Annotated in this window: 13 protein-coding genes; 12 read left to right on the top strand and 1 reads right to left on the bottom strand. The window is 44.6% G+C overall.

From position 1 onward, the window contains the following. Positions 1-43: 43 nt before the first annotated feature. The 9 genes from hfq (at position 44) to C7Y69_RS15360 (ending at position 10,499) form a co-directional block, all read left to right on the top strand. On the top strand, positions 44-295 hold the full coding sequence (hfq, locus tag C7Y69_RS15400) for an RNA chaperone Hfq (RefSeq protein WP_013786373.1): 252 nt from the start codon (positions 44-46) through the stop codon (positions 293-295). 17 nt (positions 296-312) lie between these two features. Next, positions 313-1,602: a ribosome rescue GTPase HflX gene (hflX, locus tag C7Y69_RS15395; protein ID WP_126873300.1), complete on the top strand. Its 1,290-nt coding sequence runs from the start codon at positions 313-315 to the stop codon at positions 1,600-1,602. Between the two features lie 71 nt (positions 1,603-1,673). After that, positions 1,674-2,825, top strand: a complete 1,152-nt coding sequence (gene hflK, locus C7Y69_RS15390) for an FtsH protease activity modulator HflK (protein WP_013786371.1) — start codon at positions 1,674-1,676, stop codon at positions 2,823-2,825. 5 nt (positions 2,826-2,830) lie between these two features. Continuing rightward, complete coding sequence (hflC, locus tag C7Y69_RS15385) at positions 2,831-3,712, top strand: protease modulator HflC (protein WP_013786370.1); 882 nt, start codon at positions 2,831-2,833, stop codon at positions 3,710-3,712. Between the two features lie 287 nt (positions 3,713-3,999). Continuing rightward, positions 4,000-5,601 (top strand): AbgT family transporter, encoded by a 1,602-nt coding sequence (locus tag C7Y69_RS15380; RefSeq protein ID WP_260563530.1) that lies wholly within the window; start codon positions 4,000-4,002, stop codon positions 5,599-5,601. A 156-nt stretch (positions 5,602-5,757) separates the two neighbouring features. Further along, positions 5,758-6,837 carry a ferrochelatase gene (gene hemH, locus C7Y69_RS15375; protein ID WP_126873299.1) on the top strand — a complete coding sequence of 360 codons (1,080 nt, stop codon included), beginning with the start codon at positions 5,758-5,760 and terminating at the stop codon, positions 6,835-6,837. Between the two features lie 36 nt (positions 6,838-6,873). After that, positions 6,874-7,287: a DUF4112 domain-containing protein gene (locus tag C7Y69_RS15370; protein ID WP_126873298.1), complete on the top strand. Its 414-nt coding sequence runs from the start codon at positions 6,874-6,876 to the stop codon at positions 7,285-7,287. A 131-nt stretch (positions 7,288-7,418) separates the two neighbouring features. Beyond that, positions 7,419-9,059 (top strand): acetolactate synthase large subunit, encoded by a 1,641-nt coding sequence (locus C7Y69_RS15365; RefSeq protein ID WP_013786366.1) that lies wholly within the window; start codon positions 7,419-7,421, stop codon positions 9,057-9,059. A 9-nt stretch (positions 9,060-9,068) separates the two neighbouring features. Then, a complete protein-coding gene (locus C7Y69_RS15360) occupies positions 9,069-10,499 on the top strand; it encodes an aldehyde dehydrogenase family protein (protein ID WP_126873297.1) in 1,431 nt (476 codons plus the stop codon). Between the two features lie 77 nt (positions 10,500-10,576). On the opposite strand, the gene C7Y69_RS15355 is transcribed toward C7Y69_RS15360, so the two are convergent. Continuing rightward, a complete protein-coding gene (locus C7Y69_RS15355) occupies positions 10,577-10,936 on the bottom strand; it encodes a DUF2237 family protein (RefSeq protein WP_041452628.1) in 360 nt (119 codons plus the stop codon). Between the two features lie 168 nt (positions 10,937-11,104). Here C7Y69_RS15355 and ubiG point away from each other — a divergent pair, with 168 nt between their 5' ends. From ubiG to C7Y69_RS15340, 3 genes are all read left to right on the top strand, one after another. Then, entirely contained in the window at positions 11,105-11,914 is an 810-nt protein-coding gene (gene ubiG / locus C7Y69_RS15350) for a bifunctional 2-polyprenyl-6-hydroxyphenol methylase/3-demethylubiquinol 3-O-methyltransferase UbiG (RefSeq protein ID WP_126873296.1), read from the top strand. Between the two features lie 346 nt (positions 11,915-12,260). After that, positions 12,261-13,172, top strand: a complete 912-nt coding sequence (locus C7Y69_RS15345; protein WP_126873319.1) for an esterase/lipase family protein — start codon at positions 12,261-12,263, stop codon at positions 13,170-13,172. Beyond that, positions 13,172-14,182, top strand: coding sequence for a lipase chaperone family protein (locus C7Y69_RS15340; RefSeq protein WP_126873295.1), 1,011 nt, complete (start codon positions 13,172-13,174; stop codon positions 14,180-14,182). The genes C7Y69_RS15345 and C7Y69_RS15340 overlap by 1 nt, the downstream gene beginning before the upstream one ends. Positions 14,183-14,225 lie beyond the last annotated feature (43 nt).

Below are 14,225 nucleotides of genomic sequence, written 5' to 3'. Positions count from 1 at the left end.
GCCATGAGTAAGGGCCACTAATAATAAAAACTAAGGATATCAAATGGCTAAAGGGCAGTCTTTACAAGACCCATTCTTAAATGCATTACGCAAGGAGCGTATTCCAGTATCTATTTATCTGGTAAACGGCATTAAATTACAGGGACAAGTTGAATCATTTGATCAGTTCGTGATTCTACTTAAAAATACAGTAAGCCAAATGGTGTATAAGCACGCTATTTCCACCGTTGTTCCCGCTCGCGCTATTACTATGCCGAGTGCTACAGGAGAATCTGAAAATACTAAAGCTGAATAAATTAAAAGGTAACGCGCTTGTTTGACCGTTATGAAGCCGGTGAACAGGCTGTACTAGTTCATGTTAATTTTACTGATGAAAACAGCAAAGAAGATTTAGCCGAGCTCGAATTGCTTGTGTCTTCTGCGGGTGTAAACGCGGTAGAAGTTATCACAACTTCACGAAGTGCACCCCAAGCTAAATTCTTTGTGGGTTCGGGTAAAGCGGAAGAAATCGCAGCAGCAGTTAAAGCGCACGACGCTAATGTCGTCATCTTTAACCATAGTTTGTCGCCCTCGCAAGAGCGAAACTTAGAAGCGGTTTGTCAATGTAGAGTGCTAGATAGAACCGGGCTTATTCTCGATATATTTGCGCAAAGAGCAAGAACACATGAAGGTAAGCTTCAGGTTGAACTCGCTCAATTGCGTCACATCTCTACCCGCCTTATTCGAGGTTGGACTCACTTAGAGCGCCAAAAAGGTGGAATAGGTTTACGTGGGCCGGGTGAAACTCAGCTTGAAACTGACCGCCGATTACTTCGTGGGCGCATAAAAGCTATTCTTCGTCGTTTAGAAAAAGTACAAAAGCAGCGCGAACAAGGACGTAGGTCTAGAAAGCGTGCTGAAATTCCCACAGTATCCTTAGTGGGCTATACCAATGCTGGTAAGTCTACCCTTTTCAATACTATTACCGATGCGCACGTATATGCGGCAGACCAATTGTTTGCTACGTTAGACCCTACGCTTAGAAAAATAGATTTGAAAGATGTAGGTCCTGCTATTTTAGCCGATACGGTAGGCTTTATTAGGCATCTCCCACACGACCTTGTGGCGGCATTTAAAGCCACGCTTCAGGAAACTCAAGAAGCAGATCTTTTGCTCCATGTAGTGGATATTGCAGACGCGAAATATCGTGAAACCATCGATGAAGTTAACGATGTGTTGGAAGAAATCGACGCTAATGAGATTCAACAATTACTAATATGTAATAAGATTGATAAACTAGATGACATAAAACCTCGTATTGAAAGAAACGAGGAAGGTGTTCCAACCCGTGTATGGCTATCAGCACAAACCGGCGAAGGCACCGAATTGCTTGGGCAAGCGTTAACAGAGTGCTTGAGTAAAAGTATGGTTAACTACACGCTTAAAATACCCCCAGCACAAAGTAGTCTGCGTGGTGTACTATTTGAATTAAATTGTATATCTAGTGAAGAATACGACAATCAAGGTGATTGGGTGGTAGATGTTCGAATGCCAATGGCAGATTGGAACAGACTTGAAAAGCGTTTAGAAAACGGAATATCAGAGTATGTTGTGCGACATTAACCGCTGCTAATTTTTAGCACGGCAATGCATGCGAATTTCAAAAATAAAACTGTAATCTATGGAGTATCAGCATGGCTTGGAATGAGCCGGGTGGCAATAATAACGACCCGTGGAAAAATCGCGGCGGACGTGATCAAGGTCCACCCGATTTAGATGATGTATTCAAGAACTTATTCGGTAAGTTCGGAAAATCTGGCGGCGGTAGCGGAGGCTCAGGTAAGAGCTTGGGCGGTATCGGTGCTGGTATTTTAATTGGCTTGGTAGTGATCATTTGGGCTGTAAGCGGTTTTTACACCATTCGTGAAGCTGAGCGAGGCGTAGTATTACGTTTCGGTGAGTACGCTAAGCAAGTTGAACCTGGATTACGTTGGGCACCAACGTTTATCGACAGAGTTATTCCTGTTGATGTGCAATCTATTCGCGACCAATCATCGTCAGGCTCTATGCTAACGGAAGACGAGAACGTGGTTAGCGTACAGATGGAAATGCAATTTCGCGTTGTAGATCCGTACCGCTGGACGTTTGCTGTTGAAAGCCCAGAAACGAGCTTAAGCCAGTCTTTAGACAGTGCAATTCGCTACGTGGTAGGTCATTCAACAATGGATGATGTGCTTACCGACGGTCGTGAAGTGGCTCGCCAACGTGTTTGGGAAGAGCTTCAAGCTATTATTGAACCGTACAACATGGGGGTGTCGATTATCGACATGAACTTCCGTGATGCACGTCCACCTGAGCAAGTGAAAGACGCATTTGATGATGCAATTTCAGCACAGGAAGATGAACAGCGTTTCATTCGAGAAGCCGAAGCCTACGCACGTGAGATTGAACCTCGTGCTCGTGGTCAAGTTAATCGTATGAACGAAGAAGCGCAGGCATATAAAGAGCGTGTAACGCTTGAAGCGCAGGGTGAAGTTGCTCGCTTTGAAGCGTTATTGCCTCAATACGAAAAAGCGCCTGTGGTAACACGGGAGCGTATTTACATAGAGACAATGGAAGAAGTATTGGGTAGTACCAGTAAAATCCTTGTGGATAGTAAAGGTGGCAACAACATGATGTATCTTCCTTTAGATAAGATCATGGAACGCCAGCAAGGCAGTTCAACGCCTCGTTCACGCAGCACCTTAGAAGGCTTACAAATGCCAGTGGCTGACGAAGGCCAAAACAGCCGTAATTCATCATCCACCTCTGGTGTGCGTGGTGACAGCTACAGAGAGGGGAGATAATCATGATGAAGAATTTAGCTATTGCAGTATTAGTACTTCTAGTGGTTCTTGCTTCGGGCTCTTTGTTCGTAGTAACTGAAGGCGAACGTGCCATCGTTATTCAATTTGGTAAGGTTCAACGAGATGATGCCACAGGCGATACAAAAGTATTCGAACCTGGTCTTCATTTCAAATTGCCATTCATTGACTCTGTGCGTCACCTAGACGCACGTGTACAAACATTGGATGACACGCCTGACCGTTTCGTTACCAGCGAAAAGAAAGACTTAATAGTTGATTCATACGTGAAGTGGCGCATTGATGACTTTGCCCGTTATTACCTTTCAACAGGTGGTAATAAGTTGCAAGCCGAAGCGCTATTGAAACAAAAAGTGAATAACGGATTACGTTCTGAATTTGGTACGCGTACTATTGCACAGATTGTATCTGGTGAGCGTTCAGCATTAATGAACCAAGCAATGGAGCAGGCTTCAACGTCTTCTGATGAGCTTGGTATCGAAATTGTTGATGTACGTGTTAAGCAAATCAACCTGCCTACGGAAGTGAGTAACTCAATCTTCCAACGTATGCGTGCTGAGCGTGCTGCAGTGGCAAGAGAACACCGTTCAGAAGGTCAAGAGCAAGCTGAAGTTATCCGCGCTGATATAGACGCAAAGGTAACGGTAATGCTTGCTGATGCTGAACGTAATGCTCGTCAGCTTAAAGGTGAAGGTGATGCCTTAGCAGCAGAAATCTATGCAGATGTTTATTCTAAAAATGCTGATTTTTACAGCTTCTTAAGAAGTATGGATGCATATAAAGCCAGCTTCAATAATAAGCAAGATGTGATGGTGATCGCGCCTGATAGCGACTTTTTCCGCTACATGAACGCATCTAAAGGTAATTAATACCTAACATCGTTTTTCTGTTAAAAAGCCAGTCTTTAGACTGGCTTTTTTGTACCTGCTGTAAAGTGCGTAATTATCTGAAAGTTATGCGGTTTACTGAATTTTTTCGGCGCTTTACAAAGGTTTTAAATTGTTCAATTTACCCACCTACTGCCAAAATTGCTCAAAATACGTTAAAATAAGCGCGAATTTATTATTATAAAACGCAGCATTATTGAACTACATGGCAGATATCACTGCTGTTTAGTGGGTAATGACTGGGTAATAAAAACGACAGAGGGAATGTTTTGATTCCGGAAAATACAAAAGATAAATCTGCCCAAAACCAGGGCGGACAGGGTGGTTTATTCTCCCGATTCCTTGCTACTGTGGAATTTCTTGGAAATTTACTGCCACACCCCGTGACTTTATTCGCGATGTTAGCCTGCTTTATCGTGGTGTTAAGCGGTATTCTTGGCTATTTCGATTTAGCGGTAGTTGACCCTCGCCCTGAAGGTGCAAAAGGTCGCGAAGCTGATGGCATGATCGAAGTTATCTCGCTAATGAGCGCGGAAGGCTTGCAGCGTATTGTTACTGGCCTAGTAACTAACTTTACCGGCTTTGCCCCTCTTGGCACCGTATTGGTTGCATTACTTGGTGTATCAGTTGCAGAGCACTCAGGCTTGTTGTCAGCCACCATGCGTTCATTAGTGATGAATGCTTCAAAACGTACGGTTACTTTTGCTGTTGTGTTTGCAGGTATTATCTCAAATACCGCCTCAGAGCTTGGGTATGTGGTGTTAATACCGCTTGCCGCTATGATATTTCATTCGTTAGGTCGCCACCCTCTTGCAGGACTTGCAGCCGCCTTTGCCGGTGTATCCGCAGGTTACAGTGCTAACTTGTTACTTGGCACGGTTGACCCCTTACTCTCAGGCATTACCGAAGCCGCTGCTCATATGATTGATCCTGATTACATGGTAGGCCCAGAAGTTAATTGGTACTTTATGTTTATCAGTACCTTTGTGGTGGCCACTATGGGTGCTCTGGTGACTGAAAAGGTGGTAGAGCCTCGATTAGGCAAATTCGACGAATCAGAAGCTTCTGTAGACTTAAGCAAGCAATCAATGGACGCGCCTTCGGATATTGAAAAGAAAGGGCTTCGTTGGGCGGGTATCGCCTTTGTAGTGGTATGCGGTATTCTGGCGTTAACTATCGTACCTGAAAACGGAATTTTGCGTCATCCGGAAACTGGGGCGGTAGCGGGTTCCCCTTTCTTAAAAGGTATTGTTGCGTTCATCTTTGTTTCCTTTGCCGTTCCCGGGTTTGTTTATGGCCGCGTAACAGGGTCGATGAAAAATGATCGTGACGTAATTGATGCGATGTCAAAAAGCATGGGCGCAATGGGGCTGTATATCACCCTAGTCTTCTTCGCTGCGCAGTTTGTAGCGTTCTTTAAATGGACTAACCTGGGCACAGTGTTAGCCGTTAAAGGCGCAGCGCTTCTACAAGCGGCTGGCCTAGATGGCCCGTCAGTGTTTATTTTGTTCATCTTAATGTGTGGTGTGGTTAACTTATCGTTAGGTAGCGCCTCGGCGCAGTGGGCAGTAACTGCGCCTATTTTTGTGCCTATGCTGATGTTGATAGGCTATTCACCAGAGGTGATTCAGGCGGCTTACCGTATTGGTGATTCGGTAACGAATGTTATCGCTCCAATGATGAGCTACTTTGGGCTTATCTTAGCTATGGCGGCGCGCTACAAGAAGGACTTGGGGATGGGAACCTTGATTGCCATGATGTTACCGTACTCTATGGTATTTATTGTGGGTTGGACAATCTTATTTTATTTGTGGGTGTTTGTATTGAGCATGCCAGTAGGGCCCGGTGCCGCAACCTACTATCAACCATAACGGTTGAAAACGGAAAGACTAAAAAGGTGGCTAAGGCCGCCTTTTTTAATCGCTAAATTTAATTACACTAATCGTGGTAAATTTGTGGTCTATTCACCCAAAATTTCCGTAAATTCAGTATACTAGTTATATTGTTTTTTTAGCACGGAATAATTGATGAAGTTCAAAAGCAATCAGGGTTTTACTCACAGCCAATCAGACAAAATCGGTGTGTTAGTAACTAACCTAGGTACGCCAGACAGCCCAACTGCCGGCGCGCTGCGTCCTTATTTAAAAGAGTTTCTTTCAGATCCTCGCGTGGTCGAGATTCCACGAGCGCTTTGGTGGTTTATCCTAAACCTTATTATTCTGAACACGCGTCCGAAACGCAGTGCAGAAGCGTATAAAACGGTATGGACAGAAGAAGGCTCGCCCTTACTTACTATCACAAAATCACAAGCATTGGCGATAGAAACGCGTTGCAAAGCTGAATATGGCGACGACGTTATGGTAGATTTCGCTATGCGATACGGCAACCCTGCTATCAGCGATGCAATTGAACGCATGTTGTCCCAAGGCGTGAGAAAGTTAGTAGTCTTGCCTTTGTACCCTCAGTATAGCGCCTCTACTACGGCGTCTACTTTTGATGCTATTGCTAAAGACTTTACTAAACGCCGCTGGTTACCAGAACTACGTTTTGTGAATCATTACAACGACAGGCCAGATTACATTAAAGCCCTGGCAAATAAAGTACGGGCATACTGGGAAGAACACGGTAAAGCGGATAAGCTTATCCTGTCTTATCACGGTATTCCGAAGCGCTATCTATTAAACGGTGATCCGTACCACTGCGAATGTCATAAAACATCTCGTTTGTTGGCTGAAGAATTGGGTTTAACTCATGATGAGTATATGACTACCTTTCAGTCTCGTTTCGGTAAAGCTGAATGGTTGAAGCCCTACACTGATGAAACAATGAAGTCACTGCCTGGCAATGGTGTGAAGTCCATTCAGGTTATGTGTCCTGGTTTCTCAGCGGACTGCTTGGAAACCATTGAAGAGATTGGCGAAGAGAACCGTGAATACTTCATGGAAGCAGGTGGCGAGAAGTATGAGTATATTCCTGCACTTAACAGTGATGAAGAACACATTGATATGCTGTTTGGTTTAGTGAAGGAAAATTTACACGGCTGGACGGTAAATAAAGATACTGCACTTCGGGCTGGCTTAGCTCGCGCGCTAGGCGCAGATAAATAGCCAGTAATTGTTATTAGATTAATAAGGTAGCTAAACATGGATAGTAAAGCCCCCAAGGCGCTTTTAAAGGCACAAAAGTTAGCAAACTTGCTTGATACTGCGGTTAAGTTACCCTTTATCCCTATTCGGGTGGGCCTCGATTCTCTGGTAGGTCTAATTCCGGGAGCTGGTGATGCAATAATGTTGCTCGTTTCACTTCGTATTGTCTGGCTAGGGAAATCGCTAGGCATGCCCAGCTCGCTTGTGGCTCAGATGGTAAAGAATTCCGCCATCGACTTTGGCTTAGGCTTTGTTCCCTTTATCGGTGATATTGTTGATGTATTTTATAAAGCCAATCAGAAAAATGTGCGCTTGATGGAAAAGTGGTGGATAAGCGAAAATAAAGCCGACGTAGATGCCCAAACTCAGAAAAAGTTAACGGAATGGGAAAAGAAACTGGACCAGCAATAAGCGCCAATAGGTAGGTGTTGTTGAATAGTTTCACAAAACCACATTAATCGTTATCTATACTCTTTGCGTAGCAACCTTTACTAATACGCGTTTGCCGCGTGAATACTAACGTAAAATGGAGTGTAGGATTAATGAAAGCGTCTGACCTTTTCGTAAAAGCGTTGGAGGCTGAAGGTGTAGAATACATCTTTGGCATTCCTGGCGAAGAAAACCTCGACTTGCTTGAGTCGTTAAGAACCTCCTCAATTAAACTTGTACTTACCCGCCATGAACAAGGTGCGGGTTTTATGGCAGCCACTTACGGAAGACTAACCGGTAAAGTTGGCGTGTGTCTATCTACCCTTGGCCCAGGTGCGACCAATCTAGTTACCCCTGCTGCGTATGCGCAACTTGGGGCTATGCCCATGTTAATGATCACAGGGCAAAAGCCCATTAAAACCAGCAAACAAGGCCGATTTCAGGTTATCGACATTGTCGATATGATGCGCCCCATTACTAAATTTACCACGCAAGTGGTCAGCGGCGATCGTATTCCCTCAGTCGTACGCGAAGCATTTCGGTTAGCATCGGAAGAGCGCCCAGGTGCTGTCCATATAGAGTTGCCTGAGGATATTGCTGATGAGCACACCTCAGTACCCTTATTAACACCAAGTACGTCAAGACGGCCTATTGCAGAATACAAAGCGATTTCATCAGCCATTTCAATGATTGAAGAGGCCACCTCTCCGTTGTTGCTAATTGGCGCGGGAGCAAATAGAAAACTAACCGCAAAAATGTTGCGGGAATTTGTTGATAAAACCTGCATACCCTTTGTGACCACACAGATGGGTAAAGGGGTGCTGAACGAAAGCGACCCAAGGTTTGCGGGAAATACCGCTTTATCAGATAACGACTTTGTTCATAGAGCGATAGAAAGAGCCGACCTTATTATTAATGTTGGGCATGACGTGGTGGAAAAGCCACCTTTCTTTATGCATGACAATGGCAAAAAAGTCATTCACATGAACTTTGAGTCAGCTGCTGTCGACCCCGTGTACTTTCCACAACTTGAGGTAGTAGGAGACATTGCCAATAGTATTTGGCAAATAAAAGAAGGCATTACGCCGCAAGAGGGTTGGAAACTCGATTTCTATAAGGACGTACACGATGCCTATGAAAAACACAGAGCGGAAGCGGAAAACGACAACCGATTCCCGATATTGCCAGAACGATTTGTTCGCGATATTCGAAAAGTTATGCCAGATGATGGCATAGTCACCTTAGATAACGGTGTATATAAAATTTGGTTTGCGCGAAATTATCCCGCTTATCATCCTAATACCTTGCTGCTAGACAATGCGCTGGCGTCGATGGGTGCAGGTTTACCCTCGGCAATAGCTGCAAAACTAGTGAAGCCGGATGTGCCGGTAATGAGTGTGTGCGGAGATGGCGGTTTCATGATGAACAGTCAAGAGATTGAAACGGCGGTTCGTCTCAAGCTTGACCTTATTGTGATCATACTGCGTGACGATGCGTATGGAATGATTAAATGGAAACAAGCCAATATGCAGTTTGACGAGTTCGGTTTGGATTACGGTAATCCAGATTTTGTGAAGTACGCAAAAAGCTACGGTGCCCATGGTTGGCGCGTAGACAGTACCGAGTTGCTAATCCCTATGGTAGAAAGTTGTTTAAATACGCCAGGCGTTCACGTTATCGACTGCCCCGTAGACTACAGCATGAATGACGAAACACTTAACCATACGATTGCCGAACTAAGCGCAAAATTATAAGGAGTGAACATGTTAAAAGACAGCTATCCCTATTACCTTGCAAGCGAATCTTGTTTTGCCAATACCGATTTAGAAGTGACCAATAAGTACACTGGTGAAGTGGCCACAAAAGTGGCGTTGGCCGATGCACAAGTTATTGATAAAGCTATTGAAGCTGCTGAAAAGGCACAACCTGCAATGACAGCGCTCGCACCTTACGAGCGCCAAGCAATATTAGAGCATTGCGTTAAGCGCTTTACAGAGCGTGCAGACGAATTAGGTAAGGCGTTGTGTATTGAGGCGGGTAAGCCTATTAAGGACGCTAAAGGCGAAGTAGGCCGGTTGATTGATACGTTTAAAATTGCGGCAGAAGAATCGGTAAGAATTAATGGTGAAGTGGTTAATTTAGAAATTTCTGCCCGCGCCAAAGGATACCAAGGTATGACGAAAAAAGTGCCTATTGGCCCTTGTTCGTTTATCTCACCGTTTAACTTCCCGCTGAACCTAGCTGCACACAAAGTGGCACCGGCTATTGCCGCGGGTTGCACGTTTGTACTTAAGCCTGCTTCTCGCACGCCTATCGGTGCGTTGATTATTGGTGAAGTGTTAGCAGAATGCGAGCTAATGCCAAAAGGCGCATTTTCAATTCTTCCTTGTAGCCGCGATGGCGCCGATTTATTTACCACCGATGAGCGATTGAAGCTACTAAGCTTTACTGGCTCGCCTGATGTGGGCTGGGCGTTAAAAGCGAAAGCTGGCAAAAAACCTGTGGTGTTGGAACTTGGTGGTAACGCCGCTTGTATAGTAGATGAAGACGCTGACATTAGTGACGCTATCGACCGAATTATCGTTGGAGCCTACTACCAATCAGGGCAAAGCTGTATTTCTGTGCAGCGCTTATTGGTGCATTCTGCTATTTACGATGAATTTAAGTCTCGCTATGTAGAACGAGTTGAAGCATTAGTGTCTGGCGATCCTAGCGATGAAGATACTTTCATTGGCCCCATGATTTCAGAAGGTGAGGCCAAGCGTTTGGAAGGTTGGATTAAAGATGCCAAAGAGGCTGGCGCAAGTGTGCTATGCGGCGGCGAAAGAGACGGTGCCATGCTGCAAGCGACGGTAATGGAAAACGTATCAAAAGATTGTGATGCAAGTGCTGAGGAAGCATTTGGGCCGCTATCTATATTACAGCCGTTCGACGATTACGATAGTGCATTAGAGGAAGTGAATAACAGTCGTTATGGGCTGCAAGCCGGTATCTTCACTCGTGATATCTATAAAGCACATAAAGCATGGGATGTGCTTGAAGTAGGTGGTGTAGTCATCGGCGACGTTCCTAGCTGGCGTGTAGATAACATGCCCTATGGCGGCGTAAAAGATTCAGGGCTTGGCCGTGAAGGCATTCGTTATGCCATAGAAGACATGACTGAAACACGACTTATGGTTATTCGAACGCCTTAGGGCTTAAAACGACCTAGCGTTCAAATAGACTAGACAGTTCAAAGGCGGGTACTTCCAATGGAAGTCACCCGTTTTTTTTATTCTGCAGCAAAAGCTTCAAGGGTGGCCAGAGGGATAATATCTAGCGCCCGTTCATGAGTCGCTTCTAATCGCACTTTGGGAGCAACGCCTGCTTCATAAGCTTGCAACCATCTGGCGGCACATAAGCACCACCTGTCGCCCGCCAGTAAGCCAGCAAAGTCCATACTAGGCCAAGGTGTAATCAAGTCGTTGCCTTGACGTAATGAAAATTGTAGAAATTCATCGGTAACTACCGCACACACACTGTGGTTTCCTACATCTGCATCGGGCACGTAGCAAAAGCCTTCCCGGGTGTAACCTGTGTTACCACAACATAGTTGTAGTGGTCTTCCATAGACATTTTTAGCATTGGCCAAAACGAATACCTCTTTTTGCGCGTATAAGCATTGATTGTATACCTATTATTCATAAAACTCAGGCATCTGTTAGCCGTGGGCAGCACAATACCCCATAAGCTTTACTTACGGAAAGCCAGCGTAGATAGATTTGAATGACTTACCTTTTTTATAAACTGGTGTTAGTGCATGTTAGATAAAAGCCAAAAATCAGCGCCCATTAATTTTTCAAAACAGGAAATCGACCGCTTTGATGCGCTGGCTGAAAGCTGGTGGGATCCCAATGGAAATTATAAAACGGCATTAGATTTCAATCGTGCACGGTTATCTGTCATTGAATCTCAAATAACCAGCCACTTTATGAAAAGCGAGCAAGCGCAGCGCGTTGTTCAAAAGGCGTCTAAAACAAACTTCCAAGCGAACCCTATGGATAAAACCAAGCCTTTCTCTGGGCTCTCAATCGTAGATATTGGTTGCGGGGGAGGACTAATCAGTGAACCGCTGGCGTTGAAGGGGGCGGATGTTACCGGCATAGATGCAAGTGCTATGAGTATTGAAGTAGCAAAGCGGCATGCAAAGCAAAGCAATGTGGAAGTGAACTACATGCATGGGCTTTCGTCCGATTTAGTAAGCCAAGAGCGTCAATTTGATATAGTGATTAATGCGGAAGTCGTTGAACATGTACCTGATCAAGTGCAGTTAATAAAAGAGTGTGCAAGCTTAGTGAAGCCCGGCGGCTTATTGGTGCTTGCTACATTAAATAGAACTATAAAGAGTTATATTATCGCGATTGTAGGCGCTGAATATGTCATGCGATATTTACCTGTCGGTACTCACGACTGGCAAAAATTTGTTAAACCCACTGAACTCAACCAATGGGTAGGTGAAGAGTTTACGCTTAATCATGAGACAGGCATGGCATTAAATCCATTCACCAAAGTATGGAAACTTACTCCCAGCCTAAGCGTCAATTACCTACAGGTTTACCATCGGAAGTAATTAAGCCAAATAGCCGGAGCATATGACTCTCGATTGCATAGGGCGGTTAACATTTTCCCTAGCTATAACCTCTCCCTATTCTCTTTATTCGTTTATTAAATAGTATAAAGGCTTATACCCTATTTTCAGGGTAGCCTTCTGAATATAAAGCATTTTACGTTTTTCTTTCCTTAATAACCCTGACTATGTGTAAAGCCTCTAAGTAATTGCATAGGGCGTCGTTCTCTTATTTATCTTGCTATTTACATTAAATTAACATAAAAATAACTCAGGTCTGGCCTCAGACCACTAATGTTTATAATTCAGGGAACATGCAATGAAACTAAGAACGAAAATAACAACGCTCATGCTGTTTTTGCTTGTCGCAGTATTGCCAGCTCAATCTTGGGCAGGCAACTATGCTAAAACACAATATCCTATTGTACTGGTTCACGGTCTCTTCGGTTTTGATGACATCCTGTTTGTAGATTACTTTTACAAGGTGCCACAAAAACTATCTCGAAACGGCGCAGTAGTTTATATCGCAGAAGTGTCTCCTTCTAACTCTACTGAAGTGAGGGGAGAGCAGTTACTTAACTATATTGATGAGGTACTTGCACTTTCAGGCGCCGATAAGGTTAACCTTATCGGCCATAGCCATGGGGGCCCTACGGCGAGGTATGCCGCAAGCGTAGCGCCCAACAAAGTAGCCTCGGTTACCTCCGTAGCCGGTGTGAACTGGGGAAGCGCTGTGGCAGATGTATTGAAAAGTGGGCTTACGGAAGGGTCTGTACAAGAAGGAACTGTGGGGTTGATCACCGACGCTTTTGCTAATCTTATCGAACTTGCTTCAGGCTCAGACCCTCGAGATAAACCTACCGACTCTGTGGCTGCGCTAACCTCGCTATCAACTTCTGGTTCAATTGCGTTCAACGCACGCTACCCCGAAGGCATGCCCTCGGCCTACTGCCGCAATGACGGCAAACAGTTAGGTGAGAATGGTGTGTACTATTATTCTTGGAGTGGTGGTAGAACTTACACAAATGCGCTGGACGTGGTCGACCCTTTTCTTGCCATCACTGGAATAGCATTTGGTGAAACCAATGATGGGCTGGTGTCTTCTTGTAGCTCTCATTTAGGTAAAGTGCTTAAAGATAACTACAAGATGAATCACCTTGATGAAGTTAACCAAAGCTTTGGCATCACCCATTGGTTTGAAACCAATCCAGTGGATGTATTTATTGACCAAGCCAACCGTCTGAAAAACCAAGGCTTATAATGAGCCGGTGGGTATTAATGGGAGGGGGCGTTGCCCTCTTTTTCGTATTCGTAGTTATTATTCCATTAAGCGAGAGTCGGATTGTCGGTGAGGGGGAGATACGTGAAAATCGCCAACTTTCAACGTCAGCATTACCCAATAAAGATGCGACAGAAACTGAAATTAAAAAAGCGGTTCAGCCAGTCAAGAAAGTCAATGACCACGGTTCGAAATTGCCAGTATTCACCTTATATTTTGGCGTGAAAGACAATTTCGATCGCTTTATTTTTGCTAATGAAGGCGCTTCAGATAACGAAGTTACTGCACGGTTTAGTGTGAATGCTACAGACATGTATGAGGCTACAACGGCTATGTACGCCGCTGATGTATTCACCCGATATGTTGAATATAAAGTAGCATTGACAAATACCGATGCTGAAATTGACAAGGTGCTCACAGTATCAAACGAGAGCACTATCACTGATGTAACGTATGCCGGTATTTCGCTAAGTGACGTTGAACAAAAGCTAGCAACAAGAGATACGCTGCGTCTTAGTTACTTTTCTCAAGAAGAGTATGAGTACTTGTTTTCTGCTGATGCGGCTATTGACGCAAGGGCTCTTGCCCGCCTTGCTATTGCTAACGATCGCGACCTTTCACGGGAGCAAAAACGAAATGAGATCTTTGGTCAATTAAATGCACTAGATGAACAGGAAAAAGCGGCTTTTCAACCTACCTTAGACATGGAAAAAATTAACCAAATTAAGCAAAGATATGCAGATTCAGAGTCTCGTTACCAGGCTATTGCCGCTGAGTTTGGTCATCAAGTAGCTGAGCGTTTTTCGGCATTATGGGAGGCGCAGGCACTATGGCAACAACGTATAGATGCCTACCGCAAATACCAGCAACATATAAGCGCTAGTGGGATGAAAGAGGATGCACGGCAAGATGCCTTGTCAACGTACAGGCACACTCACTTCTCGAGTACCGAACAAAAGCGGCTGCGTGTGTTAGTCGATACAAATTCGTGAACAGGTATAACCATTCAACCTTTTAATAGTTGTACCCCAATGG

The organism is Alteromonas sp. KS69, from assembly GCF_003989595.1.
In the GTDB taxonomy this organism is placed as follows: domain Bacteria; phylum Pseudomonadota; class Gammaproteobacteria; order Enterobacterales; family Alteromonadaceae; genus Alteromonas; species Alteromonas naphthalenivorans.
Note: the sequence above shows the minus strand (reverse complement) of the source record. Positions and strands in the feature narration are given on the sequence as shown.

Bases quoted from the DNA above. Each gene is read 5' to 3' on its own strand.
- hfq (WP_013786373.1), top strand. From the start codon at position 44: ATGGCTAAAGGGCAGTCTTTACAAGACCCATTCTTAAATGCATTACGC.
- hflK (WP_013786371.1), top strand. From the start codon at position 1,674: ATGGCTTGGAATGAGCCGGGTGGCAATAATAACGACCCGTGGAAAAAT.
- hflC (WP_013786370.1), top strand. From the start codon at position 2,831: ATGAAGAATTTAGCTATTGCAGTATTAGTACTTCTAGTGGTTCTTGCT.
- hemH (WP_126873299.1), top strand. From the start codon at position 5,758: ATGAAGTTCAAAAGCAATCAGGGTTTTACTCACAGCCAATCAGACAAA.
- C7Y69_RS15370 (WP_126873298.1), top strand. From the start codon at position 6,874: ATGGATAGTAAAGCCCCCAAGGCGCTTTTAAAGGCACAAAAGTTAGCA.
- C7Y69_RS15365 (WP_013786366.1), top strand. From the start codon at position 7,419: ATGAAAGCGTCTGACCTTTTCGTAAAAGCGTTGGAGGCTGAAGGTGTA.
- C7Y69_RS15360 (WP_126873297.1), top strand. From the start codon at position 9,069: ATGTTAAAAGACAGCTATCCCTATTACCTTGCAAGCGAATCTTGTTTT.
- ubiG (WP_126873296.1), top strand. From the start codon at position 11,105: ATGTTAGATAAAAGCCAAAAATCAGCGCCCATTAATTTTTCAAAACAG.
- C7Y69_RS15345 (WP_126873319.1), top strand. From the start codon at position 12,261: ATGCTGTTTTTGCTTGTCGCAGTATTGCCAGCTCAATCTTGGGCAGGC.
- C7Y69_RS15340 (WP_126873295.1), top strand. From the start codon at position 13,172: ATGAGCCGGTGGGTATTAATGGGAGGGGGCGTTGCCCTCTTTTTCGTA.